At 72.5% G+C, this 22,902-nt stretch carries 23 protein-coding genes; all 23 read left to right on the top strand.

From position 1 onward, the window contains the following. Window positions 1–12 precede the first annotated feature (12 nt). A complete protein-coding gene (gene efp, locus ASD90_RS13915) occupies window positions 13–576 on the top strand; it encodes an elongation factor P (protein WP_056757475.1) in 564 nt (187 codons plus the stop codon). Between the two features lie 16 nt (window positions 577–592). Next, window positions 593–1,006 carry a transcription antitermination factor NusB gene (gene nusB, locus ASD90_RS13910; protein ID WP_056757472.1) on the top strand — a complete coding sequence of 138 codons (414 nt, stop codon included), beginning with the start codon at window positions 593–595 and terminating at the stop codon, window positions 1,004–1,006. Between the two features lie 255 nt (window positions 1,007–1,261). Continuing rightward, window positions 1,262–1,810: a bifunctional pyr operon transcriptional regulator/uracil phosphoribosyltransferase PyrR gene (pyrR, locus tag ASD90_RS13905; protein WP_255358568.1), complete on the top strand. Its 549-nt coding sequence runs from the start codon at window positions 1,262–1,264 to the stop codon at window positions 1,808–1,810. Further along, a complete protein-coding gene (locus ASD90_RS13900; protein ID WP_056757464.1) occupies window positions 1,807–2,805 on the top strand; it encodes an aspartate carbamoyltransferase catalytic subunit in 999 nt (332 codons plus the stop codon). The genes pyrR and ASD90_RS13900 overlap by 4 nt, the downstream gene beginning before the upstream one ends. Further along, a complete protein-coding gene (locus ASD90_RS13895) occupies window positions 2,802–4,139 on the top strand; it encodes a dihydroorotase (RefSeq protein ID WP_056757462.1) in 1,338 nt (445 codons plus the stop codon). Before ASD90_RS13900 ends, ASD90_RS13895 begins: the two co-directional genes overlap by 4 nt. Beyond that, window positions 4,136–5,347 (top strand): glutamine-hydrolyzing carbamoyl-phosphate synthase small subunit, encoded by a 1,212-nt coding sequence (gene carA, locus ASD90_RS13890; RefSeq protein ID WP_369793608.1) that lies wholly within the window; start codon window positions 4,136–4,138, stop codon window positions 5,345–5,347. Before ASD90_RS13895 ends, carA begins: the two co-directional genes overlap by 4 nt. Next, entirely contained in the window at window positions 5,347–8,700 is a 3,354-nt protein-coding gene (gene carB, locus ASD90_RS13885) for a carbamoyl-phosphate synthase large subunit (protein ID WP_056757459.1), read from the top strand. The genes carA and carB overlap by 1 nt, the downstream gene beginning before the upstream one ends. Then, window positions 8,697–9,587, top strand: coding sequence for a dihydroorotate dehydrogenase electron transfer subunit (locus ASD90_RS13880; RefSeq protein WP_056757456.1), 891 nt, complete (start codon window positions 8,697–8,699; stop codon window positions 9,585–9,587). Before carB ends, ASD90_RS13880 begins: the two co-directional genes overlap by 4 nt. Further along, window positions 9,587–10,537: a dihydroorotate dehydrogenase gene (locus ASD90_RS13875; protein WP_056757453.1), complete on the top strand. Its 951-nt coding sequence runs from the start codon at window positions 9,587–9,589 to the stop codon at window positions 10,535–10,537. The genes ASD90_RS13880 and ASD90_RS13875 overlap by 1 nt, the downstream gene beginning before the upstream one ends. A gap of 35 nt (window positions 10,538–10,572) precedes the next feature. Next, entirely contained in the window at window positions 10,573–11,415 is an 843-nt protein-coding gene (pyrF, locus tag ASD90_RS13870; RefSeq protein ID WP_056757449.1) for an orotidine-5'-phosphate decarboxylase, read from the top strand. Window positions 11,416–11,464: 49 nt separating this feature from the next. Next, window positions 11,465–11,920 carry a hypothetical protein gene (locus tag ASD90_RS13865; RefSeq protein ID WP_157610857.1) on the top strand — a complete coding sequence of 152 codons (456 nt, stop codon included), beginning with the start codon at window positions 11,465–11,467 and terminating at the stop codon, window positions 11,918–11,920. Window positions 11,921–11,989: 69 nt separating this feature from the next. Continuing rightward, the gene (locus tag ASD90_RS13860) at window positions 11,990–12,376 is read left to right on the top strand and encodes a hypothetical protein (RefSeq protein ID WP_157610855.1); all 387 of its coding nucleotides are present in this window, start codon (window positions 11,990–11,992) and stop codon (window positions 12,374–12,376) included. Window positions 12,377–12,531: 155 nt separating this feature from the next. Further along, a complete protein-coding gene (mihF, locus tag ASD90_RS13855) occupies window positions 12,532–12,849 on the top strand; it encodes an integration host factor, actinobacterial type (RefSeq protein ID WP_056757440.1) in 318 nt (105 codons plus the stop codon). Then, window positions 12,849–13,469 (top strand): guanylate kinase, encoded by a 621-nt coding sequence (gene gmk, locus ASD90_RS13850; protein WP_082588738.1) that lies wholly within the window; start codon window positions 12,849–12,851, stop codon window positions 13,467–13,469. Before mihF ends, gmk begins: the two co-directional genes overlap by 1 nt. 101 nt (window positions 13,470–13,570) lie before the next feature. Further along, window positions 13,571–13,834 (top strand): DNA-directed RNA polymerase subunit omega, encoded by a 264-nt coding sequence (gene rpoZ / locus ASD90_RS13845; protein ID WP_020143994.1) that lies wholly within the window; start codon window positions 13,571–13,573, stop codon window positions 13,832–13,834. A 25-nt stretch (window positions 13,835–13,859) separates the two neighbouring features. Beyond that, the gene (gene coaBC / locus ASD90_RS13840) at window positions 13,860–15,098 is read left to right on the top strand and encodes a bifunctional phosphopantothenoylcysteine decarboxylase/phosphopantothenate--cysteine ligase CoaBC (RefSeq protein WP_056757437.1); all 1,239 of its coding nucleotides are present in this window, start codon (window positions 13,860–13,862) and stop codon (window positions 15,096–15,098) included. Window positions 15,099–15,181: 83 nt separating this feature from the next. Beyond that, the gene (gene metK / locus ASD90_RS13835; RefSeq protein WP_056757434.1) at window positions 15,182–16,405 is read left to right on the top strand and encodes a methionine adenosyltransferase; all 1,224 of its coding nucleotides are present in this window, start codon (window positions 15,182–15,184) and stop codon (window positions 16,403–16,405) included. A gap of 16 nt (window positions 16,406–16,421) precedes the next feature. After that, complete coding sequence (locus ASD90_RS13830) at window positions 16,422–18,458, top strand: primosomal protein N' (RefSeq protein WP_200958621.1); 2,037 nt, start codon at window positions 16,422–16,424, stop codon at window positions 18,456–18,458. A gap of 44 nt (window positions 18,459–18,502) precedes the next feature. Continuing rightward, the gene (locus tag ASD90_RS13825; protein WP_056757431.1) at window positions 18,503–19,807 is read left to right on the top strand and encodes a trans-acting enoyl reductase family protein; all 1,305 of its coding nucleotides are present in this window, start codon (window positions 18,503–18,505) and stop codon (window positions 19,805–19,807) included. 13 nt (window positions 19,808–19,820) lie between these two features. Further along, a complete protein-coding gene (locus ASD90_RS13820) occupies window positions 19,821–20,363 on the top strand; it encodes a dihydrofolate reductase family protein (RefSeq protein ID WP_056757428.1) in 543 nt (180 codons plus the stop codon). Between the two features lie 82 nt (window positions 20,364–20,445). Beyond that, window positions 20,446–20,985 (top strand): helix-turn-helix domain-containing protein, encoded by a 540-nt coding sequence (locus ASD90_RS13815; RefSeq protein ID WP_056757425.1) that lies wholly within the window; start codon window positions 20,446–20,448, stop codon window positions 20,983–20,985. Continuing rightward, complete coding sequence (locus tag ASD90_RS13810; RefSeq protein ID WP_056757422.1) at window positions 20,982–22,316, top strand: MFS transporter; 1,335 nt, start codon at window positions 20,982–20,984, stop codon at window positions 22,314–22,316. The genes ASD90_RS13815 and ASD90_RS13810 overlap by 4 nt, the downstream gene beginning before the upstream one ends. A gap of 39 nt (window positions 22,317–22,355) precedes the next feature. Beyond that, window positions 22,356–22,901 (top strand): peptide deformylase, encoded by a 546-nt coding sequence (gene def, locus ASD90_RS13805; RefSeq protein ID WP_056757419.1) that lies wholly within the window; start codon window positions 22,356–22,358, stop codon window positions 22,899–22,901. The last annotated feature ends 1 nt before the right edge of the window (window position 22,902 follow it).

Raw genomic sequence — 22,902 nt, 5'->3', positions numbered from 1 at the left:
TGGTTTGTGACGATGGCTTCGACCAACGACCTGAAGAACGGCATGGTGCTCAACATCGAGGGACAGCTCTGGTCCGTCGTCGAGTTCCAGCACGTGAAGCCCGGCAAGGGCCCCGCGTTCGTGCGCACCAAGCTCAAGGCCGTCCTCTCCGGCAAGGTCGTCGACAAGACGTTCAACGCCGGCACCAAGGTCGAGACGAGCAACGTCGACAAGCGCACGATGCAGTACCTCTACAAGGACGGCACCGACTTCGTCTTCATGGACACCGACACGTACGACCAGCTCAACGTGTCCGAGGCCGTCGTCGGCGACGCCGCCAACTACCTCCTCGAGAACCAGAACGCGCTCGTGGCCACCAACGAGGGCCTGCCGCTCTACGTCGAGCTGCCCGCGTCGGTCGTCCTCGAGATCACGCACACCGAGCCGGGCCTGCAGGGCGACCGCTCGACCGGCGGCACCAAGCCGGCCACGCTCGAGACCGGTGCACAGATCAACGTGCCGCTCTTCCTCGAGTCCGGCACCCGCGTCAAGGTCGACACCCGCGACGGGTCGTACCTCGGCCGAGTCAACGACTGAGCGGACGCGAATTCCCTTGGCAGCACGCAGCAAGGCCCGAACGCGGGCCCTCGACATCCTCTTCGAGGCGGACCAGCGCGGTCTCAACGCCGAGACGCTCCTCGACGAGCGCCTCGCCGACCGCGAGTCGCGGGCGGCGAACAACCCCTACACCGCAGACCTCGTGCGCGGTGTCGTCGGGCGCTGGAACGACATCAATGCGGCGCTGACCGACTACAGCCAGGGCTGGACCCTCGAGCGGATGCCCGCCGTCGACCGCGCGATCCTGCGGCTCGGCGCCTGGGAGGTGCTCTGGAACGACGAGATCCCCGACGGCGTCGCGATCTCCGAGGCCGTGGCGCTCGCGACCGACCTGTCGACCGACGAGTCGCCGGCGTTCGTCAACGGCCTGCTCGCGCGGCTCGCCGAGGTCAAGGCGACCATCGTCTGACGCCCACGCACCCGGCACCATGCGACGAAGCCACCCGCGCGCGGGTGGCTTCGTCGTTCCCGGCCACGCCACGGGCCGTCCTCGGGGCGACGTGCCGAGGGGCGGACCGGTGTCGGCCCGTGGGCGGGCCCGCGTTAGACTCCCTCGCGAAGACATCCTTTAACCACCGTCCTGTGAGGCGGGGAAGGAGGTCCAGCGGCTGTGACCTGCCCTGACCTGAGTGCACCCCACCAGCCATCGAACGACCGTTCGAGCATCCCCGATGACGCGAGAGACGTCATGAGCGAGGGTGACATCTCCCGGGCGCTACGGCGCATCGGTCACGAGATCCTCGAACGCAACAAGGGCAGCGAGGGGCTCCTCCTCCTGGGCATCCCATCGCGCGGCGTCCCGCTCGCGCGCCGTCTCGCGGCGTGCATCGAGGAGGTCGAGGGGACGGCGATCCCCGTCGGCGAGCTCGACATCACGCTCCACCGCGACGACCTGCGCCGCAACCCGGTGCGCACGGCCCACCGCTCGCGCATCCCCGCCGGTGGCATCGACGACCAGGTCGTCGTCCTCGTCGACGACGTGCTCTACTCGGGTCGCACGATCCGCGCCGCCCTCGACGCGCTCTCCGAGCTCGGGCGGCCCCGCGCCGTGCGGCTCGCCGTGCTCGTCGACCGCGGCCACCGCGAGCTGCCGATCCGCGCCGACCACGTCGGCAAGAACCTCCCCACGTCGCGCGACGAGCGCGTGCACGTCCGGGTCGCCGAGGTCGACGGCCTCGACGTCGTGCGGATCAGCGGTGGTGAGTCGCGATGACCAAGCACCTCATCTCCTCGGCCGACCTGAGCCGCACCGAGGTCGAGGACATCCTCGAGACCGCCGCCTCGATGCACGACCTCCAGCGCCGCGAGGTCAAGAAGGTCCCGACCCTGCGCGGGCGCACCGTCATCAACTTCTTCTTCGAGGACTCGACGCGCACCCGCAGCTCCTTCGAGATCGCCGGCAAGTGGATGTCGGCCGACACCATCAACCTCTCGGCGAAGGGCTCCTCGACGAGCAAGGGCGAGAGCCTGCGCGACACGGCGATGACCGTCGACGCGATGGCGGTGGACGCCCTCGTCATCCGACACAACGCCTCGGGCGCCTGCCACCAGGTGGCTCAGTGGGTGCGGTGCAGCGTCATCAACGCGGGGGACGGCACCCACGAGCACCCGACCCAGGCGCTGCTCGACGCCTACACGCTCCGGACGCGCCTCGGTGACCTCGACGGCAAGCACGTCGTCATCGTCGGCGACCTCACCCACTCGCGCGTCTTCCGCAGCAACGTCATCACCCTGGGGACCCTCGGCGCCCACGTCACGGTCGTCGCCCCGCCGACGCTCATGCCGAGCGGCATCGGTGCGTGGAGCCAGGCCGACGGCTTCGCGACGAGCTGGGACCTCGACCCCGTCCTCGACGGCGAGGGCGAGCACGGCCCGGTCGACGCCGTCATGATGCTCCGCGTCCAGCGCGAGCGGATGAGCGGCGGCTACTTCCCGACGGCGCGCGAGTACACCGTCGGCTACGGCCTGACCCGAGACCGGCTCGAGCGGCTCGTCGCGCGCAACGACGACGTCCTCGTGCTGCACCCCGGCCCGATGAACCGTGGGCTCGAGATCGCGCCCGAGGCGGCCGACTCGCCGCAGTCGGTCGTCCTCGACCAGGTGTCGGCGGGCGTCGCGGTCCGGATGGCCGTGCTCTACCACCTGCTCGCCGGCGAGGACACCCCGGCGCCCCTGCCCGCCAGCGCCCCCGAAGGAGCCGTCCGATGACCCGCCTCGTGATCCGCGGCGCCCGCCTGCTCGGCGCCGAGTCGGCCGACCTGCTCGTCGAGGACGGCGTCATCACCGAGGTCGGCTCGGTCTCGGCACCTGCCGGCACCGAGGTGCTCGACGCCGACGGCCTCGTCGCGCTGCCCGGCCTCGTCGACCTCCACGTGCACCTGCGCGAGCCGGGACGCGAGGACGCCGAGACCATCGCCACCGGCTCGGCGGCCGCTGCCGCAGGCGGCTTCACCGCCGTCTTCGCCATGGCCAACACGAGCCCGGTCACCGACACGGCCGAGGCAGCCGAACGCGTGCTCGACCTCGGGCGCGCCTGCGGGCTCACCGAGGTGGTCCCGGTCGGGGCCGTGACCAAGGGCCTCGAGGGCGTCGAGCTCGCCGAGCTCGGCCTGATGGCCCGCTCGCGCGCGAAGGTGCGCGTCTTCAGCGACGACGGCCACTGCGTCCACGACGCGCGGATCATGCGCCGCGCGCTCGAGTACATCAAGCCGTTCGGCGGGGTCGTCAGCCAGCACGCCCAGGACCCCCGGCTCGCCGGGCGCGAGGCCTGCTGCCACGAGGGCGAGGTCTCCGGTCGTCTCGGGCTGCCGGGGTGGCCCGGCATCGCCGAGGAGTCGATCGTCGCGCGCGACGTCATGCTCGCCCGCCACACCGGCTCCCGCGTCCACGTCGCCCACGTCTCGACCGCGGGCACCGTCGAGGTGATCCGCTGGGCCAAGGCACAGGGCATCGACGTCACCGCCGAGGTCACGCCGCACCACCTGGCCCTGACCACCGACCTGCTGCTCGGCTACGACCCCGTCTACAAGGTCAACCCGCCGCTGCGCCCGACCGAGGACGTCGAGGCGCTGCGCGCGGGCCTCGCCGACGGCACCATCGACGCCGTCGCCACCGACCACGCGCCGCACGCCCGTCACGACAAGGAGCATGCCTTCGTCGACGCTGCCTTCGGCATGCTCGGCCTCGAGACGGCACTCTCGGTCGTCAGCGACGTGCTCGTGCACCCCGGGCTGCTCGACTGGGCCGACGTGGCCCGCGTCATGTCGACCGCCCCTGCCCGGATCGGCGGACTCGCCCACCAGGGAAGGGCGCTCGACGTCGGCAGCCCCGCCCACATCACCCTCGTCGACCCCGACCGCGAGGTCACGGTCGACGCCGCCGCGAGCCGCAGCCGCTCGCGCAACAACCCGTGGCACGGGCATACCCTGCGCGGAGCCGTCCTCGCGACGGTCCACGCGGGGCGCGTCACCCACGACGTCCGCAACGGCGCGGGCACCCGACGAGAACTGACGAACGCGACGACCTCGGGAGCAGACCTGTGACCACCCAGACACCGTTGACCGTGCCGAGCCGTGACGGGAGGTCCGCGCCCGCCCGCGTCGCAGCGACCCTCGTGCTCGAGGACGGCCGCACCTTCCGTGGGTCGTCCTACGGCGCGGTCGGCGAGACCGTCGGTGAGGCGGTCTTCTCCACCGGCATGACCGGCTACCAGGAGACGCTGACGGACCCGAGCTACCACCGGCAGGTCATCGTCATGACCGCGCCGCACGTCGGCAACACCGGCGTCAACACCGAGGACGACGAGAGCACCCGCATCTGGGTCGCCGGCTACGTCGTGCGCGACCCCGCGATCCGGTCGTCCAGCTGGCGCGCCACGCGCGAGCTCGAGGACGAGCTCGTCGACCAGGGCGTCGTCGGCATCTGCGACATCGACACCCGCGCCCTGACGCGCCACCTGCGCGAGCGCGGCGCCATGCGCGTCGGCATCTTCAGCGGTGACGCCGCCGACCGTCCCGAGGCCGACCTGCTCGACGCGGTCCGCACGAGCCCGCAGATGGCGGGCGCCGCGCTCGCCGCGGAGGTCACCACCGCCGAGCCGTATGCCGTCCCGGCCGTGGGCGACAAGCGCTTCACCGTCGCCGCCGTCGACCTCGGCATCAAGGCGATGACCCCGGCGCTCATGGCGCAGCGCGGGATCGAGGTGCACGTGCTGCCGGCCTCCGCGACGATCGACGACGTGCTCGCGGTGGGGGAGTCCGGCCCCGACGGGGTCTTCTTCTCCAACGGTCCCGGTGACCCGGCGTCCGCGGAGCGCGAGGTCGCGCTGCTGCGCGAGGTGCTCGACCGCGACATCCCGTTCTTCGGCATCTGCTTCGGCAACCAGCTCCTCGGTCGGGCGCTCGGCTTCGGCACGTACAAGCTGAAGTACGGCCACCGCGGCATCAACCAGCCGGTCATGGACCGCACGACCGGCAAGGTCGAGGTGACCGCCCACAACCACGGCTTCGCGGTCGACGCGCCCCTCGACGAGGACAGCGACACGGCATACGGCCGCGTCCGCGTGTCGCACGTGTGCCTCAACGACGACGTCGTCGAGGGCCTCGAGTGCCTCGACCGGCCGGCGTACTCCGTGCAGTACCACCCGGAGGCGGCCGCCGGCCCGCACGACGCCGCCTACCTCTTCGACCGCTTCGTGGAGCTCATGAGCACCAGACAGACAGCCCACCAGACCACGGAGGTCAACGCCTGATGCCCAAGCGCGACGACATCAAGAGCGTCCTCGTCATCGGGTCCGGACCGATCGTCATCGGGCAGGCGTGCGAGTTCGACTACTCCGGCACGCAGGCGTGCCGCGTGCTGCGCGAGGAGGGCATCCGCGTCATCCTCGTCAACAGCAACCCGGCCACGATCATGACTGACCCCGAGTTCGCCGACGCCACCTACGTCGAGCCGATCACTCCCGAGGTCGTCGAGGCGATCATCGCCAAGGAGCGCCCCGACGCGGTGCTCGCCACGCTCGGTGGCCAGACCGCCCTCAACTGCGCGATCTCCTTGCACGACAACGGAGTCCTCGAGAAGTACGGCTGCCCGCTCATCGGGGCCAACGTCGAGGCGATCCAGCTCGGCGAGGACCGCGAGAAGTTCAAGGGTGTCGTCGAGCGGTGCGGCGCGGAGTCCGCGAAGTCCCTCATCTGCCACTCGATGGACGAGCTCCTCGCGGCCGCGGACGAGCTCGGCTACCCGGTCGTCGTGCGCCCCTCGTTCACGATGGGTGGACTCGGGTCGGGCTTCGCCTACGACGAGGCCGACCTGCGCCTCCTCGGCGGTGCCGGCCTGCAGTACTCCCCGACGACCGAGGTGCTCCTCGAGGAGTCGATCCTCGGCTGGAAGGAGTACGAGCTCGAGGTCATGCGCGACCACGCCGACAACGTCGTCGTCGTCTGCTCCATCGAGAACCTCGACCCGATGGGCGTGCACACCGGCGACTCGATCACCGTCGCGCCGGCCCTGACCCTGACCGACCGCGAGTACCAGCGACTGCGCGACATCGGCATCGCCGTCATCCGCGAGGTCGGCGTCGACACCGGCGGCTGCAACATCCAGTTCGCCGTCAACCCCGACGACGGACGCATCATCGTCATCGAGATGAACCCGCGCGTCTCGCGGTCGAGCGCCCTGGCCTCGAAGGCGACCGGCTTCCCGATCGCCAAGATCGCGGCGAAGATGGCCATCGGCTACACACTCGACGAGGTGCCCAACGACATCACGCGCGAGACGCCGGCGAGCTTCGAGCCGTCGCTCGACTACGTCGTCGTCAAGGTGCCGCGCTTCGCCTTCGAGAAGTTCCCGGCGGCCGACCCGACGCTGACGACGACGATGAAGTCGGTCGGCGAGGCGATGGCGATCGGGCGCAACTTCACCGAGGCCCTCCAGAAGGCACTGCGCTCGCTCGAGAAGAAGGGCGCGAGCTTCCACTGGGACGGCGAGATCAGCAAGGTCTCCGCCGAGCGGGCGCTCGAGGAGGCCAGGGTCCCGACCGACGGCCGCATCGTGCTCGTGCAGCAGGCGCTGCGCGGCGGCTGCACCGTCGAGGAGGTCCACGACGCCACCGGCATCGACCCGTGGTTCCTCGACCAGATCGCGCTGATCAACGACGTCGCGACGATGCTCGCCGACGCGCCACAGCTGACGCCGGAGCTGCTCCGCCTCGTCAAGCGGCACGGCTTCAGCGACGCGCAGGTGGCCTCCGTCCGGCGTATGCCGGAGGCCGTGGTCCGCGGGGTGCGCCACGCCCTCGGGGTGCGCCCGGTCTACAAGACCGTCGACACGTGCGCGGCCGAGTTCGCAGCCACGACGCCCTACCACTACAGCTCCTACGACGAGGAGACCGAGGTCGCGCCGCGCGAGCGCCCGGCCGTCATCATCCTCGGCTCGGGTCCCAACCGCATCGGGCAGGGTGTCGAGTTCGACTACTCCTGCGTTCACGCGTCGTTCTCCCTGCGCGACAAGGGATTCGACACGGTCATGATCAACTGCAACCCCGAGACGGTCTCGACCGACTACGACACGAGCAGCCGTCTCTACTTCGAGCCGCTGACGCTCGAGGACGTGCTCGAGGTCATCCACGCCGAGAGCCAGGCCGGCCCGATCGCGGGCGTCATCGTGCAGCTCGGCGGTCAGACGCCCCTCGGTCTCGCGCAGGCGCTCGAGGACGAGGGCGTGCCGATCGTCGGCACGTCGCCGAGCGCGATCCACCTCGCCGAGGACCGCGGCGCCTTCGGTCAGGTCCTCGCCAGGGCGGGTCTCATCGCGCCGAAGCACGGCACGGCGTACAGCTCGGACGAGGCCCTCGTCGTCGCGCGCGAGATCGGCTACCCCGTCCTCGTGCGGCCGTCCTACGTCCTCGGCGGCCGCGGCATGGTCATCGTCTACGACGACGACTCCCTCGTCACCTACGTCGAGAAGGCGACCGAGGCCTCGCCCGACCACCCGATCCTCATCGACCGCTTCCTCGACGACGCGATCGAGATCGACGTCGACGCGCTCTTCGACGGCGAGGACATGTACCTCGGCGGCATCATGGAGCACGTCGAGGAGGCCGGCATCCACTCGGGCGACAGCTCGTGCACGCTGCCGCCGGCCACGCTCGGTGACGGGGAGCTCGAGCGAGTGCGCGTCGCCACGCGCAAGCTCGCCGAGGGGATCGGCGTCCGCGGCCTCATGAACGTCCAGTTCGCGCTCGCCCAGGACATCCTCTACGTCATCGAGGCCAACCCCCGCGCATCGCGCACGGTGCCGTTCGTCGCCAAGGCGACAGGCGTGCCGATCGCGAGCGCGGCGGCCCGCGTCATGCTGGGCTCCACGATCAAGGAGCTGCGCGAGGAGGGCATGCTGCCCCCGACCGGGGACGGCGGCCGGATGCCCGACCACGCGCCGGTCTCGTGCAAGGAGGCGGTCCTGCCCTTCAAGCGCTTCCGCACCAAGGAGGGTGTCGCGGTCGACTCGCTCCTCGGGCCAGAGATGCGCTCGACGGGCGAGGTCATGGGCATCGACGTCGACTTCGGCTCGGCCTTCTCCAAGGCCCAGCAGGGTGGCGGGTCGGCGCTGCCGCGCTCCGGTGCGATCTTCGTGTCCGTGGCCAACCGCGACAAGCGCGCCATGCTCTTCCCGGTCAAGCGTCTCGTCGACCTCGGCTTCACCATCCTCGCGACGAGCGGCACGGCCGCAGTGCTCAAGCGCAACGGGATCCCCGCCACGCTCGTCCGCAAGATCACCGAGCGCGACGACGACGCGCCGGGGGAGAAGTCGATCGTCGACCTCATCCGCGAGGGCACCGTGCAGATGGTCGTCAACACGCCGTCGGGCCAGGACGCGCGCGCCGACGGCTACGCCATCCGCGCCGCGACGACGAGTGCCGACAAGCCCATCATCACGACGATCGCGACCCTCGCCGCGGCCGTCCTCGGCATCGAGGCCGGGCTGACCGAGGAGATCCGGGTCAAGTCGCTGCAGGACCACGCGCGCGACCTCGACCTCTACGGCCGCCGGGCCGCCGCGACAGCCGCCGCGACAGCCGCCGCGACGGCGGGGGCGACGGCATGAGCGAGCGCCAGCTGCGGGCCCGCGTCACGCAGGAGGTCGCGGAGGTCATCGCGACCCGTCGGGTCGGTGCCTACCAGCACCTCACCCTCGTCGCCCCCGGCGTCGCCGAGCTCGCCCGACCGGGCCAGTTCGTCGCTCTCGCGGTCGGCGGCGAGACGTCCGGGACGTTGCTGCGGCGGTCCTTCTCGATCCACAAGGTGAGCCCGAGCGGCACCTACGGTGGCACCGTCGAGATCGTCGTGTCGGCCGTGGGCACCGGCACCCGGTGGATCGTCGAGCGTGCCCCGCACGACACCATCGACGTCGTCGGACCGCTCGGCAAGGCGTTCCCGCTGCCGACCGACCCCGTCGCCTGCGTCCTCGTCGGCGGCGGTTACGGCAGCGCTCCGCTCTTCTGGCTCGCCGGTGAGCTGCGCGAGCGCGGCTGCCACGTCGAGATGGTCCTGGGAGCGGCGAGCGAGGACCGCCTCTTCGGCGTGGTCGAGGCCCGGCGCAGCTGCGACGGCGTCACGGTCACGACCGACGACGGCTCCGCCGGGCAGAAGGGCTGGGTCAGCGACCCGCTGCCGGGGATCATCGAGCGCACCGGGGCCGGGGTCGTCTACGGCTGCGGTCCCATGGGGATGCTCGAGTCGATCACCCGGGTCGCGCAGGCCCAAGGCGCGGTGGCCCAGGTCGCCGTCGAGGAGTCGATGGCCTGCGGCGTCGGCGTCTGCATGACCTGCGTGATGCCGGTCGTCGGGTCCGACGGGAGGACGCGGATGGTGCGCTCGTGCGTCGAGGGACCCGTCTTCCGCGGTGACCGAGTCCGCTGGGACGCCTTCGACGGTGGTCATGCCCGCGTTCCGGACGACGCCGTCGGCGCCCCGAAGGTGGGTGGCCACTGATGGTGGACCTCTCCGTCGACCTCGGGGGCGGCCACCGGCTGCCCAACCCGCTGATGACCGCCTCGGGCTGCGCGGCGAACGGCAGGGAGCTGCACCGCTTCTTCGACGTCGCCGACCTCGGCGCGTTCGTCACCAAGTCCGTCATGGCCGACCCGCGGTCCGGCCGCGGCACACCCCGCATGGCCGAGACGCCCTCCGGGATGCTCAACTCGATCGGCCTGCAGGGTCCCGGCATCGAGGCGTTCGTCGACGAGGACCTGCCCTGGCTCAAGTCCGTCGGGGCCCGCGTGCTGCCCTCGATCGCCGGCAGCTCGAGCACCGAGTACGCCCACGTCGCGGCGACCCTCCGAGCAAGCCGGGCGTTCGATGCCGTGGTCGGGGTCGAGGTCAACATCTCGTGCCCCAACGTCGCCAACCGCGGCCTCGTGTTCGCCTGCGACCCGATGGCCTCGGCCAAGGTCATCGCGCTCGTGCGCGAGCAGCTCCCGCGCGACATCCCGGTCTTCGCCAAGCTCAGCCCGGACGTCACCGACATCACCGCCATCGCGGCCGCCTGCGTCAAGGCCGGCGCCGACGGCCTGACGATGATCAACACGCTGCTCGGCATGGTCATCGACACCGACCGGATGCGTCCGCAGCTCGGCGGGGTCACCGGTGGCCTGTCGGGTCCCGGCATCCGACCGGTCGCGGTGCGGGCCATCTGGCAGGTGCGCCAGGCGATGTTCGAGGGGCGGATCCCCACCGTGCCGATCATCGGCGTCGGGGGAGTGCGCACGGGGCGGGACGCCCTCGAGCTCGTCGCTGCCGGAGCGAGCGCGATCCAGGTCGGGACGGCGGTGTTCAACGACCCCTCGGCACCGGTCCGGGTCCTGCGCGAGCTGTGCGAGCTGCTCGACGCCAAGGGCTTCGAGCGCTTCACCGATGCCGTCGCCGTGGCCCACGGCCGCTGAGCGACCCACCGCACACCCGTGAACGGAGACCGACGATGAGCAAGGCCTTCGGAGCCCGCCTCCAGGACGCCATGCAGGCCCACGGGCCGCTCTGCGCGGGCATCGACCCGCACCGGGGGCTGGTCGAGTCGTGGGGCCTGTCCTACGACGTCGCCGGGCTCGAGCGTTTCGCGCTCACCTGTGTCGAGGCGTTCGCCGGGCGGGTCGCCGCGGTCAAGCCGCAGTCCGCCTTCTTCGAGGTCTTCGGCAGCCGTGGCCTGGCCGTGCTCGAGAGGGTGCTCACCGAGCTGCGCGCGTCGGGGACGCTGACGATCCTCGACGCGAAGCGTGGCGACATCGGGTCGACCATGAGCGCGTACGCCGAGGCCTACCTCGGTCCGGACGCCGTCGCCCCGCCGGACGCCCTCACCGTGAGCCCCTACCTCGGCTACGAGTCGCTGCGCCCCGCGATCGACCTCGCCGAGGAGAACGGTCGCGGGCTCTTCGTCCTGGCCCTGACCTCCAACCCGGAGGGCGCCGAGGTCCAGCACGCGGTGCGGGACGGCCGGTCGGTCGCCGCGTCCGTCGTCGAGGGCGCAGCCGGCGACAACGCTGCTGCGCTGCCCCGCGGCGAGCTCGGGAGCGTCGGGCTCGTCATCGGCGCCACCGTGGGCACCGCCGTGCGCGACCTCGGGCTCGACCTCGTGGCGGCAGCGACGCCCGTGCTCGCGCCCGGCTTCGGGGCGCAGGGCGGCACCGTCGATACCCTCGCGGCGACGTTCGGCGCGGCCCGCCACCAGGTCCTCGCCGCGTCGAGTCGCGAGATCCTCGCGGCCGGCCCCGACCCGAGCAGACTGGCGAGCCGGGCGGCGCAGGTCGCCGAGTCGCTCCTGCGCTGACGCTCCCCGGTTTGTCACAGGCAACTCCCAGCCGGGTATGCCGTGTGGCATGACTCACACTCGACCGGTTCGCCGACTGCTCGCCACCGTCGCCGTCGTGGCGACGATCCCGCTCGCCGCCGCGTGCGGCTCCAGCACCCAGCCCCCCGCGAGCGGCGGCGGCAGCGCTGCCGCCTCCTCGTCGTCGGCACCGAGCGCGACGACCAGCGCGCAGGGCGACGCCGCCTACTGCGCGGCACTCGAGTCCGGCCAGAAGGAGCTCGAGTCCATGTCCTCGAAGCTCAGCGACACGGCTGCCCTCGCGCAGGGCAAGGCCGTGCTCGAGAAGATCGAGGCCGCCGCGCCCGCAGAGGTCAAGCAGGAGTGGGGTGACCTCATCGCCTTCGTCGACGCCGCAGCCTCCGGCGACAAGAGCGCCCTCACGGCCGCGACGGCGAAGATGGACGCCTCGAGCACGACCATCGAGAAGCACGCCAAGACGACGTGCAACCTCGACATCTCCTGAGCCCCCTCGGACCGGCGCGCTTCGAGGGACTCGCGCGACGGCGCCCACCACACGGCATACGGTGTGGGGATGCGAACGACCGCCATGCGCAGGGGGCCGTCGGTGGCCCTCGTGCTGCTCCTGTCGGCGACGTCCCTCGGCGCCTGCTCGGCGGGGTCCGCCGGCTCCTACTGTGACGCCCTGAAGACGGCAGAAGCCGACTGGAAGGACGCCGGCGCGACCCTCAAGGACCCGGCCGCCGCGGCCCGCTTCGTCGCGACCATCACCCAGATCGAGGCGAGCGCACCCGAGGAGGTCAAGGCCGACTGGGCGTCGCTGCGGGTCCTCGTCGCGAAGTTCACGGTGGCCAAGCCGGACCTCGCCGCACTGACGAAGCAGATGCAGGGCTTCGAGGCCTCGGCCAAGCGCATCGAGACCCACGCCAAGGAGACCTGCGGGGTCGACCTCGGCAGCTGAGCGGCGCCGGGGCGTGCCGTGAGGCGTTTCCGGCAGGCCCCGCGTTGCGGCGCGCAGGGCCGGATCGCTAGGTTCGGCGGAGACAGACACGCGAGACGTGAAGAACGGCAGGGGGCGCAGGGCGCTCCCCGCAGGCAGCGAGGAGACCGAAGACCGTGGCGCTTCCACCGCTCACCCCTGAGCAACGGGCCGCAGCACTCGAGAAGGCTGCAGCCGCACGTCGGGAGCGAGCAGCGGTCAAGAACCGGCTCAAGTACTCCAGCGGCTCGCTCGCGGAGGTCCTCGAGGACGGCAAGGTCGACCCCGTCATCGGCAAGATGAAGGTCACCGAGCTGCTCGAGTCGATGCCCGGCGTCGGCCGCGTGCGGGCCAAGGCGATCATGTCCGAGGTCGGCATCGCCGAGTCCCGCCGGGTCCGGGGGCTCGGGGCCAACCAGGTCGCGGCCCTGCTGCACCGCTTCGAGAAGCCGTGATGTCGGCTGACCCGACGTCGACCGCGGAGCCCCAGCACGACGCAGACGCACCCCGGCGTGGCCGGCTCACGGTGCTCGCCGGCCCGACCGCCGTCGGGAAGGGCACCATCGCGGCCTACGTGCGCACCCACTTCCCGGGCGTGTGGTTCTCCGTCTCCATGACGACCCGGCGCCCGCGGCCGGGCGAGGTCGACGGCGTGCACTACCACTTCGTCGACGACCACGAGTTCGACCGTCTCGTCGAGGCGGGGGAGTTCCTCGAGTACGCCGTCGTGCACGGCGCCGCGAAGTACGGCACCCCGCGCGGGCCGGTCGAGCGCGTCATCCGCGAGGGGCGCGACGCCCTGCTCGAGATCGACCTGCAGGGGGCCCGCCAGGTGCGCGACACGTGGCCCGAGGCGCTCTTCGTCTTCCTCGCGCCGCCGAGCTGGGACGAGCTGGTGCGCCGGCTCGTCGGACGGGGCACCGAGGACGAGGCCGAGCGCGAGCGCCGCCTGTCCACCGCACGGGCCGAGCTGGCCGCCCAGAGCGAGTTCGACGAGGTCATCGTCAACGACGATGTTCGTCGGGCGAGCGAAGAACTCGTATCATTGATGAGATCGGGACGCACCGACCGGTGAGTCCCGACGTGATGTGTGCCAGCCGACGGCAGACGACCGCACCGCCGTCGACGTCGCAGCACGCACCTCAAGCCCGCTGAAACCAACGAAACGAGATCACTGTGTCCGGTACCCAGGCTGCTCCCATCGGCATCACCAACCCGCCGATCGACGACCTCCTGACCGCCGCCGACTCGAAGTACGCGCTCGTCATCTACTCCGCCAAGCGCGCCCGTCAGATCAACGCCTACTACTCCCAGCTGCAGGAGGGCCTGCTCGACTACGTCGGTCCGCTCGTCGAGACCGAGGTCCACGAGAAGCCGCTGTCGATCGCGCTGCGCGAGATCAACGAGGGCCTGCTGACCTCGACGCCCACCGAGGCCTGAGCACCCGACGGGTCGGGAGCAGCCGATGCGCGTCGTCCTCGGGGTGAGTGGCGGCATCGCCGCCTACAAGGCCTGCTCGCTGCTCCGGCTCTTCACCGAGCACGGGCACGACGTCACCGTCGTGCCCACCGCGGCGGCGCTCCACTTCGTGGGAGCGCCGACGTGGTCGGCCCTCTCGGGCAAGCCCGTCAGCACGGAGGTGTGGACGTCGGTCCACGAGGTCCCGCACGTGCGCATCGGCCAGTCCGCCGACCTGGTGGTCGTCGCCCCGGCCACCGCAGACCTCCTCGCGAAGGCCGCGCACGGCCTCGCCGACGACCTGCTGACCAACACCCTCCTCACCGCTCGGTGCCCGGTCGCGTTCGCGCCGGCCATGCACACCGAGATGTGGGAGCACCCGGCCACGCAGGCCAACGTCGCCACGCTCCGCGCGCGCGGAGCCCACGTCATCGACCCCGCGGTGGGACGCCTGACCGGCAAGGACACCGGTGCCGGCCGCCTCCCCGAGCCCGAGGCCTTGTATGCCGCGTGCCTCGCGATCGTGTCGGGTGACGGCGCCGCCGTGGCGGGGGAGCCCCGGCGCGACCTCGAGGGCCGGCGCGTCGTCGTGTCCGCCGGGGGCACGCGCGAGCCGCTCGACCCCGTGCGCTACCTCGGCAACCGCTCGTCCGGCAAGCAGGGCGTGGCCATCGCGCGCGCCGCTGCCGACCGTGGCGCGAAGGTCACCCTCGTGGCCGCCAACGTCGCGCTCCCGGTGCCCGAGGGCATCGACGTCGTGCCCGTCGAGACGACCCTCGAGCTTCAGCGTGCCGTCGAGGAGGCGGCGTCCGACGCCGACGTCGTCGTCATGGCTGCGGCGCCGGCCGACTTCCGCCCGGCGGCCGTGAGCGAGAGCAAGATCAAGAAGTCCGCCGACCCCGACGCCGGCCTTCGGGTCGAGCTCGTCGAGAACCCCGACATCGTCCGCGGCCTCGTCGCAGCCCGCGAGAGCCGCGGGACGGGCTCGCCGTTCATCGTCAGCTTCGCCGCCGAGACGGGCGACGCCCACGGCAGCGTCATGGACCACGCGCGGGCCAAGTTCGCCCGCAAGGGCAGCGACCTGCAGGTCGTCAACGAGGTCGGCACCGACCTGACGTTCGGCAAGGACGACACGACGGTGCACCTGCTGCGGCGGGGCAGCGACGAGGCGACCATGGTCGGCCCGGCCTCCAAGGACGCCGTGGCCGACGCGCTGTGGGACACCATCTCGACGCTGCTCGACTGAGCACTAGACTCTCGCCCCACACGCGTACGCGCCGTCACCGCGCGCCCGAGCACACCACCACGCACCCGACCGAGGGAGAGCAAGTGTCCGCACGTCTGTTCACGTCCGAGTCCGTCACCGAGGGACACCCGGACAAGATCTGCGACCAGATCAGCGACTCGATCCTCGACGCGCTGCTCACCGACGACCCGCAGGCCCGCGTCGCCGTCGAGACGATGGTCACGACCGGACTGGTCCACGTCGCCGGCGAGGTGTCGACGACGGCCTACGTCGAGATCCCGAGGATCGTGCGCGAGACGATCCTCGAGGTCGGCTACGACGGCTCGCAGAAGGGCTTCGACGGGCGCACCTGCGGGGTGTCGATCTCCATCGGCGCCCAGTCGCCCGACATCGCCCAGGGCGTCGACACGGCCCACGAGCACCGGACGGGTGACGTCGGCGACCTGCTCGACAAGCAGGGCGCCGGCGACCAGGGCCTGATGTTCGGCTACGCCTGCGACGACACGGCCGAGCTCATGCCGCTGCCGATCCACCTCGCGCACCGCCTCTCGGAGCGCCTGACGCAGGTGCGCAAGAGCGACGAGCTGGCCTACCTGCGCCCGGACGGCAAGACGCAGGTCACCATCGCCTACGAGGGCGACAAGGCCGTCGCGCTCGACACCGTGGTGCTCTCGACCCAGCACGCCCCCGACGTGTCCCTCGAGGGCATGCTCGAGCCGGACATCCGCGCGCACGTCATCGAGCCGGTCCTCGCGGAGCTGCGCGAGAGCGGCACCGACCTCGACGTCTCCAGCTACCGGGCCCTGATCAACCCGACCGGCCGCTTCGAGATCGGTGGCCCGATGGGCGACGCCGGTCTGACCGGGCGCAAGATCATCGTCGACACCTACGGCGGCATGGCCCGCCACGGTGGCGGCGCCTTCTCGGGCAAGGACCCGAGCAAGGTCGACCGCTCGGCCGCCTACGCGATGCGCTGGGTCGCCAAGAACGTCGTCGCCGCGGGCCTGGCCCGTCGTTGCGAGGTCCAGGTCGCCTACGCCATCGGCAAGGCGCAGCCGGTCGGCCTCTACATCGAGACCTTCGGAACCGAGACCGTGCCGGTCGACAAGATCCAGCAGGCCATCGGCGACGTCTTCGACCTGCGCCCCGCCGCGATCGTCGACGCCCTCGACCTGCTGCGCCCGATCTACCGCCCGACGGCCGCCTACGGCCACTTCGGCCGCACCAAGGCCGACGGCGTCGAGAACCCCTTCACGTGGGAGCGCACCGACCGCGTCGAGGCCCTGCGCACGGCCGTCTCCGGCTGAGGCTAGATTCGCCCCCGTGGGCGACGACGAGACGGAGCAGCGACCGGCCGGACGGCCGGTCGCTGCCGTCGTCGTGGAGACCCCGCTCGCGCACCTCGACCGGGTCTTCGAGTACGCCGTCCCCGACGAGCTCGACGCCGACGCGGTGCCCGGCGCCCGGGTCCGCGTGCGCTTCTCGGGGCGCGAGCTCGACGGCTTCGTCGTCGAGCGGCGCGACCGGGCGCAGCACGACGGCCGGCTGACCCCGCTGCGGCGGGTCGTCGGCCCCGAGCCGGTGCTAACCCCCGAGGTCCTCGCGCTCTGTCGCGCCGTCGCCGACCGGTATGCCGGCACGCTGAGCGACGTCCTGCGCCTGGCGGTGCCCAAGCGCCACGCGACGGCCGAGCGCAACCTCGCGATGGAGTGCCCGCCCCAGGACGAGCTCGCGGCACCGGACCCCGGTCCGTGGGCGGCCTACCCCGCCGGTCCGGCCTGGCTGCGTCGGGTGGCCTCGGGGGAGGGCCCGGCGGCGGCATGGGCGGCGCTGCCCGGACGCACCGGCGACGCGGACTGGCCGGCCGCCCTGGCCGTCGCCGTGGCCACGGCGACGGCTGCCGGGCGGGGCGCGCTCGTCGTCGTGCCCGACCACCGCGACGTCGACCGCCTCGATGCCGCCCTGACCGCGGTCCTCGGCAGGGGCCGGCACGTCCGGCTCACGTCCGACCAGGGGCCGCAGGCGCGCTACACCGCCTGGCTCAAGGTGCTCCGCGGCCACGTCCGTGTCGTCATCGGCACGCGGGCGGCAGCCTTCGCCCCCGTCCACGACCTCGGCCTCGTCGCCTGGTGGGACGACGGTGACGACCTGCTCGCCGAGCCGCGGGCTCCCTACCACCACGTCGGCGTCGTGCTCGGTCTGCGGGCCGCCGCGACCGGCGCCGCCCTGCTCGCCGGAGGGTTCGGGCGCAGCCTGCGCGTGCAGGTGGCGGTCGAGACGGGGGCGCTCGTGCCCGTCGAGGCCGACCCGGCAACCGTCCGCGGGGCCGCACCCCGGGTCACCGTCGCGGGTGAGGGTGTCGACGAGGAGCGCGACGGGCCGGCCGCCCGGGCGCACCTGCCGTCCCGGGCCTGGCGCGTCGCCAAGGACGCCCTGGTCGACGGGCCCGTGCTCGTCCAGGTGCCGCGGCGCGGCTACCTCCCCTCGCTGAGCTGTGCCGAGTGCCGCACGCCGGTGCGCTGCGCCCGCTGCCAGGGGCCGGTCGCCCTGGGCGCGTCCGGCACGGCCCCGGCCTGCCGGTGGTGCGGCCTCGCCCTCGCCGGCCACGGGTTCGAGTGCGGTCACTGCGGCTCGCGGCGGCTGCGCTCGTCGATCACGGGCGCGCGGCGCACGGCCGAGGAGATCGGCCGTGCCTTCCCCGGCTTCCCGGTGCTCACGTCGGGCTCCGGCGAGGTGCTCGCCACCGTCGGTCGCGAGCCGTCCCTCGTCATCGCGACGCCGGGTGCCGAGCCCGTCGCCGACGGCGGCTACACCGCGGTGCTGCTGCTCGACGCGTGGGCGAGCCTCGACCTGCCCGTGCTCGACGCCCCGCTCGAGGCGGTACGCCGGTGGATGGCCGCGGCCGCGCTGGCCCGGGAGGGACGTGCCGTCGTGCTGAGCGGCGCCCCGGAGGCCGTCGCGCTGCCTGCCGTCGAGGCGCTCGTGCGGTGGGACCCCGCGTGGCTCGCGGCCCGCGAGCTGGCGGAGCGGCGCGAGCTCGGCCTGCCCCCCGCCGTGCGTGTGGCCCAGCTGACCGGTGGTCGGCGTGCGCTCGAGGAGGCCCTCGAGCAGGCCGACCTGCCGATCACCGCCCAGGTGCTCGGCCCGGTGCGTCTCTCGCACGCCGGCGCCCCGCCACGCCGGCCCCCGGTCGAGGGCGAGCCCGAGCGTGCGGCCGCCGACCACCACGTGCTCGTCCGGGTGCCCGCCGCCGAGACCGAGTCGCTGACCCGGGCCCTGCTGGCGCTCAAGGCGTTCCGCTCGGCGCGCAAGGAGACCGACGTCGTGGCGGTGCGCGTCGACCCGGTCGACACCTTCTGACCGGCCGACGCCTCCGCAGCGGTGCGCCGTGGCAGAGTGACGGCATGCCCGAACGCGAGCTCGACATCGTCGTCTACGGCGCCACCGGCTTCGTCGGGGCCCTGACCGCCGCCCACCTGGCCCGGCACGCGGGTCCCGACGTGCGGATCGCCCTGGCGGGCCGGTCCCGACCCAAGCTCGAGGCCCTGCGCATCGAGCTCGGTCGGGATGCTGCCGCGTGGGAGCTGGTCGCCGTCGACGCTACCGACGCACCCGCCCTCCGCGCGCTCGCCGGCCGCACCCGCGTGCTCGCCACCACGGTCGGCCCGTACGCGACGTACGGCAAGGAGGTGGCTCGTGCCTGCGCGGAGTCGGGGACGCACTACGCCGACCTCACCGGTGAGGTGCTCTTCGTCCGGTGGTCCCTCGACGAGCTCGACGCCCGGGCGCGGGAGACCGGCGCGGCCATCGTGCACGCCTGCGGCTTCGACTCCATCCCCTCCGACCTCGGCGTGCTCGCGACGGCCCGGCGCGCGGCCGCCGACGGTGAGGGCACCCTCGCAGAGACGACCCTGCTCGTCCGGTCGCTCAAGGGCGGCTTCTCCGGCGGCACCGTCGACTCGGCCCGCCAGCAGGCCATCACGGCCCGTGCCGACGGGAGTGCCCGCCGCGTGCTGGGCGACCCGTACGCGTTGAGTCCCCGACGCACGGAGGAGCCGTCCTCCGGTCGGCGCCGGGCCACCGGCGTCCTGGACCGGCTGCGCCGGCTCGTGCAGGTCGACCGTGACCCGTCGACCGGTCACTGGACCGGGCCCTTCGTCATGGCGTCGTTCAACACCCGCATCGTCCGCCTGTCGAACACCCTGACGGACTGGTCCTACGGTCGCGACCTGCGCTACCGCGAGGCGACCGACTTCGGTTCCGGCCCGATGTCGCCGGTGCTGGCCGGCGGCATGGCCGTCGGGCTCGGTGGGGTGGTGGCGGGCATGGCGTTCCGGCCGACCCGGGCCGTCATCGACCGCTTCCTGCCGAAGCCCGGCGAGGGCCCGGGCCCCGAGGCGCAGGCTGCCGGGCGCTTCCGGCTCGAGATCCGCTCCACGACGACGAGCGGCGCGCGCTACCGCACCCGTGTCGGGGCGGACTACGACCCGGGCTACGGCGGCACGGCCGTCATGCTCGGGCAGACGGCCCTGGCACTGGCGCTCGACGACGGACTGCCGCGCCGGTCCGGCGTCTGCACGCCCGCGACGGCCCTCGGCGAGGCGCTCGTCGAGCGGCTGCGATCGCAGGGCTTCACCTTCGACGTCGAACGCGACGACCGACCCGACCACCCGGCCGCAGACCCGGCCGATCACCTGTCCGAGAGCTGACGGAGGCACTGACATGGGACGCATCGAGATCCACGAGTTCATCTCGCTCGACGGGGTGTACGAGAACCCGAGCTGGACGGCCGAGTTCCCCTTCGACCCGCGGATGGGCGAGGCCATCGCGCGTCTCACCGGCCCCGGGTCCGAGCTGCTGCTCGGCCGGCGCACGTACGAGATGTTCGCGCCCGCCTGGTCGGCCCGCACCGACGACGACGACCCCGGCGCGTCCTTCTTCAACGGCGCCCGCAAGAACGTCGTCTCCTCGACGCTGAAGGACCCGGAGTGGAACAACTCCCGGGTCCTCGGGCCCTACGACGCGGACGCCGTCCGCCGCCTCCGCGACGAGGTCGAGGGCTCGCTCTACGTCAGCGGCAGCGGCACGCTCGTGCGCGCCCTGCTGCGCGACGGGCTCGTCGACGGCCTCCACCTCTTCGTCTTCCCCGTCGTCCTCGGCGCGGGGGAGCGGCTCTTCACCGACGAGGCCGTCTCGGGGCTGCGCCTCGCCGAGACCGAGGCGTACGACAGCGGCGTCGTGCACCTCGCCTACAGCCAGGGCTGAGGGTCCGGGGCGGACGCGGCGGGAGGACAACCTCCAAAGGAATGCTTGACGGTCGATCCCACCGGACGGCATACTCCCAAACATGTCTTTGGAGGAAGAGCGGATCAGCGAGCTCCGCGCCACGGCCCACCCCCTGCGTCTCCAGATGCTCTCGCTGCTGACGGGCGCCGAGCTGAGCGCTGCCGAGGTCGCGCGCGAGCTCGGCGTCACGCAGGCCAACGCCAGCTACCACCTGCGCCTGCTGCACGCCGCGGGTCTGCTCGAGGTCGCGGGGGAGGAGACCGTGCGGGGCGGCAAGGCCAAGAAGTACCGGCACCCGTGGGACGCCCCGCGTCCGTCGGGCGCCCGCCCGGCGAGCGAGGCGGACAAGCTGGCCTATGCGCGCGTCCTCGCCGACGCCATCCCGCGCCGGTTCGCCGAGCGCACGCCGGGTGAGAGGTCCCAGTTCACCGACGCCGAGCTGTGGGTGGCGCCGGAGGTGTGGGAGCGCGTCTTCGACCTCGTCACCGAGGCGAGCACCCTGCTGCACGCCTCGGCGCAGCCGCCGCGCACCGAGGGCACCGTCCGGGCCGCCCTGTCCGTCGCCGCCTTCCGGCTCCAGGGCGGGGAGGTGACGTCGTGAAGGTCAAGGCGTCGCTCGGCGTGCTGTCCGACCGGCGGTTCGCGTGGTACTTCGCGGCCCGCACGGTCTCGACGGCCGGCTCGGTCATGGTGCCCGTCTCGCTCGCCTTCGCCGTGCTGCACATCGACCAGTCCGCGGGCGCCCTCGCCCAGGTGCTCGGCGTGCGCACCCTGACGATGGTCGTCTTCCTCCTCGTCGGCGGCGTCGTCGCCGACCGCTTCTCGCGGATCGTCGTGCTCCAGGTCTCGCACGTCCTGACGTGCCTCACCCAGGCGCTCGCGTCATACCTCATCATCAGCGGCGACGCGACGCTGACCCAGCTGACCGTCCTCGAGGGCGTCAACGGCGCGGTGTCGGCCTTCACGATGCCCGCGATGATGGGCATCGTCCCCCTGGTCGTCGACCGCTCGCGGCTCCAGCAGGCCAACGCGCTGCTGTCGTTCAGCCGGAGCGGCCTGTCCGTCATCGGACCCGCGGTCGCCGGCCTGCTCGTCGTCAGCGTCGGACCGGGGTGGGCGCTCGCCGTCAACGCCCTGACGTATGCCGTCGCGATCGTCTGCCTGACACGCGTCGGGCTGCCGCGCCGGTCGCAGGAGGCGGGCAGGCCGCACCACTCGATGGTGCGTGAGCTGCGCGAGGGGTGGAGCGAGTTCACCCGGCGCGAGTGGCTCTGGGTCGTCGTGCTCGCCTTCGGGCTGACGAACGCCATCCACGCCGGCGTCATCGGCGTGCTCGGCCCGCTCATCGCGAGCTCGACCGCCTCCATCGGCGAGGCGGGCTGGGGCCTCGTGCTCAGCGCCGAGGCCGTCGGCACCGTCCTGATGACGCTCGTCATGCTGCGGCTGCAGCTGCAGCGACCCCTCCGTGCCGGGATGATCGCCATCTGCGTGCTTGCCGTGCCCATGGTGCTGCTCGGGGTCGCGCCGGCGATCGTCCCCGTCGCCATCGGCTTCTTCCTGGCGGGTGCGGCCGTCGAGGTCTTCGGCGTCGGGTGGAGCACGGCCCTGCACGAGCACGTGCCCGTCCAGGTGCTCTCGCGGGTCTCGAGCTACGACGCGCTGGGGTCGTTCGTCGCCATCCCCATCGGCACCTTCCTCTACGGCTGGCTCGCGACGACAGTCGACACGGAGGTGCTGATGCTCGTCAGCGCCGGCGTCTACGTCGTCATCTCGCTCTCCGCGCTCCTGTCGCGGTCGGTGCGCGAGCTGGGACGCAGCAGCGAGGACCCGTCGGTGGCCGAGGAACCGGGAGGCACGCCGACCAGCACGCCGACCGGCACGCCGACGGGCACCCCGAACGGCGCCGAGGCCGGCGAGGCGTCACGGTCCTAGACTGGCGGCGCCCCACGCATTCCCGACCCCTGGAGACCCGTGTCGATCAAGGACATCCGACTCTTCGGCGATCCGGTCCTACGGACCGCCGCTGCCGAGGTCACCGACTTCGACAAGCAGCTGCGCGTCCTCGTCAAGGACCTCGAGGACACCATGCTCGACGCCCCCGGCGCGGGCCTCGCGGCCCCGCAGATCGGCGTCGGACTGCGGGTCTTCACCTACTGGGTCGACGGCGTGCTCGGTCACCTCGTCAACCCGGTGCTCGACCTCTCGACCGACGAGCAGGACGGGCCCGAGGGCTGCCTCTCCATCCCGGGTCTCGCGTTCGACACCAGACGCGCCCTGTCGGTCGTGGCCAAGGGTCAGGACATGTGGGGTGAGCCCGTCGTCCTCGAGGGCACGCAGCTGCTGGCGCGCTGTGTCCAGCACGAGACCGACCACCTGGACGGGATCCTCTTCCTCGACCGGCTCGACCCCGACGCCAGGCGCGAGGCGATGCGGGCCATCCGCGAGGCGGAGTGGTTCGCCGAGGACCCGCCTGAGGTGCGCATCAGCCCGCACTCCACCTTCGGCCGGGCGATGTGAC

It is taken from the genome of Terrabacter sp. Root181, assembly GCF_001428505.1.
Taxonomy (GTDB): domain Bacteria; phylum Actinomycetota; class Actinomycetes; order Actinomycetales; family Dermatophilaceae; genus Terrabacter.
This window is presented reverse-complemented; position numbering and strand designations above follow the sequence as displayed.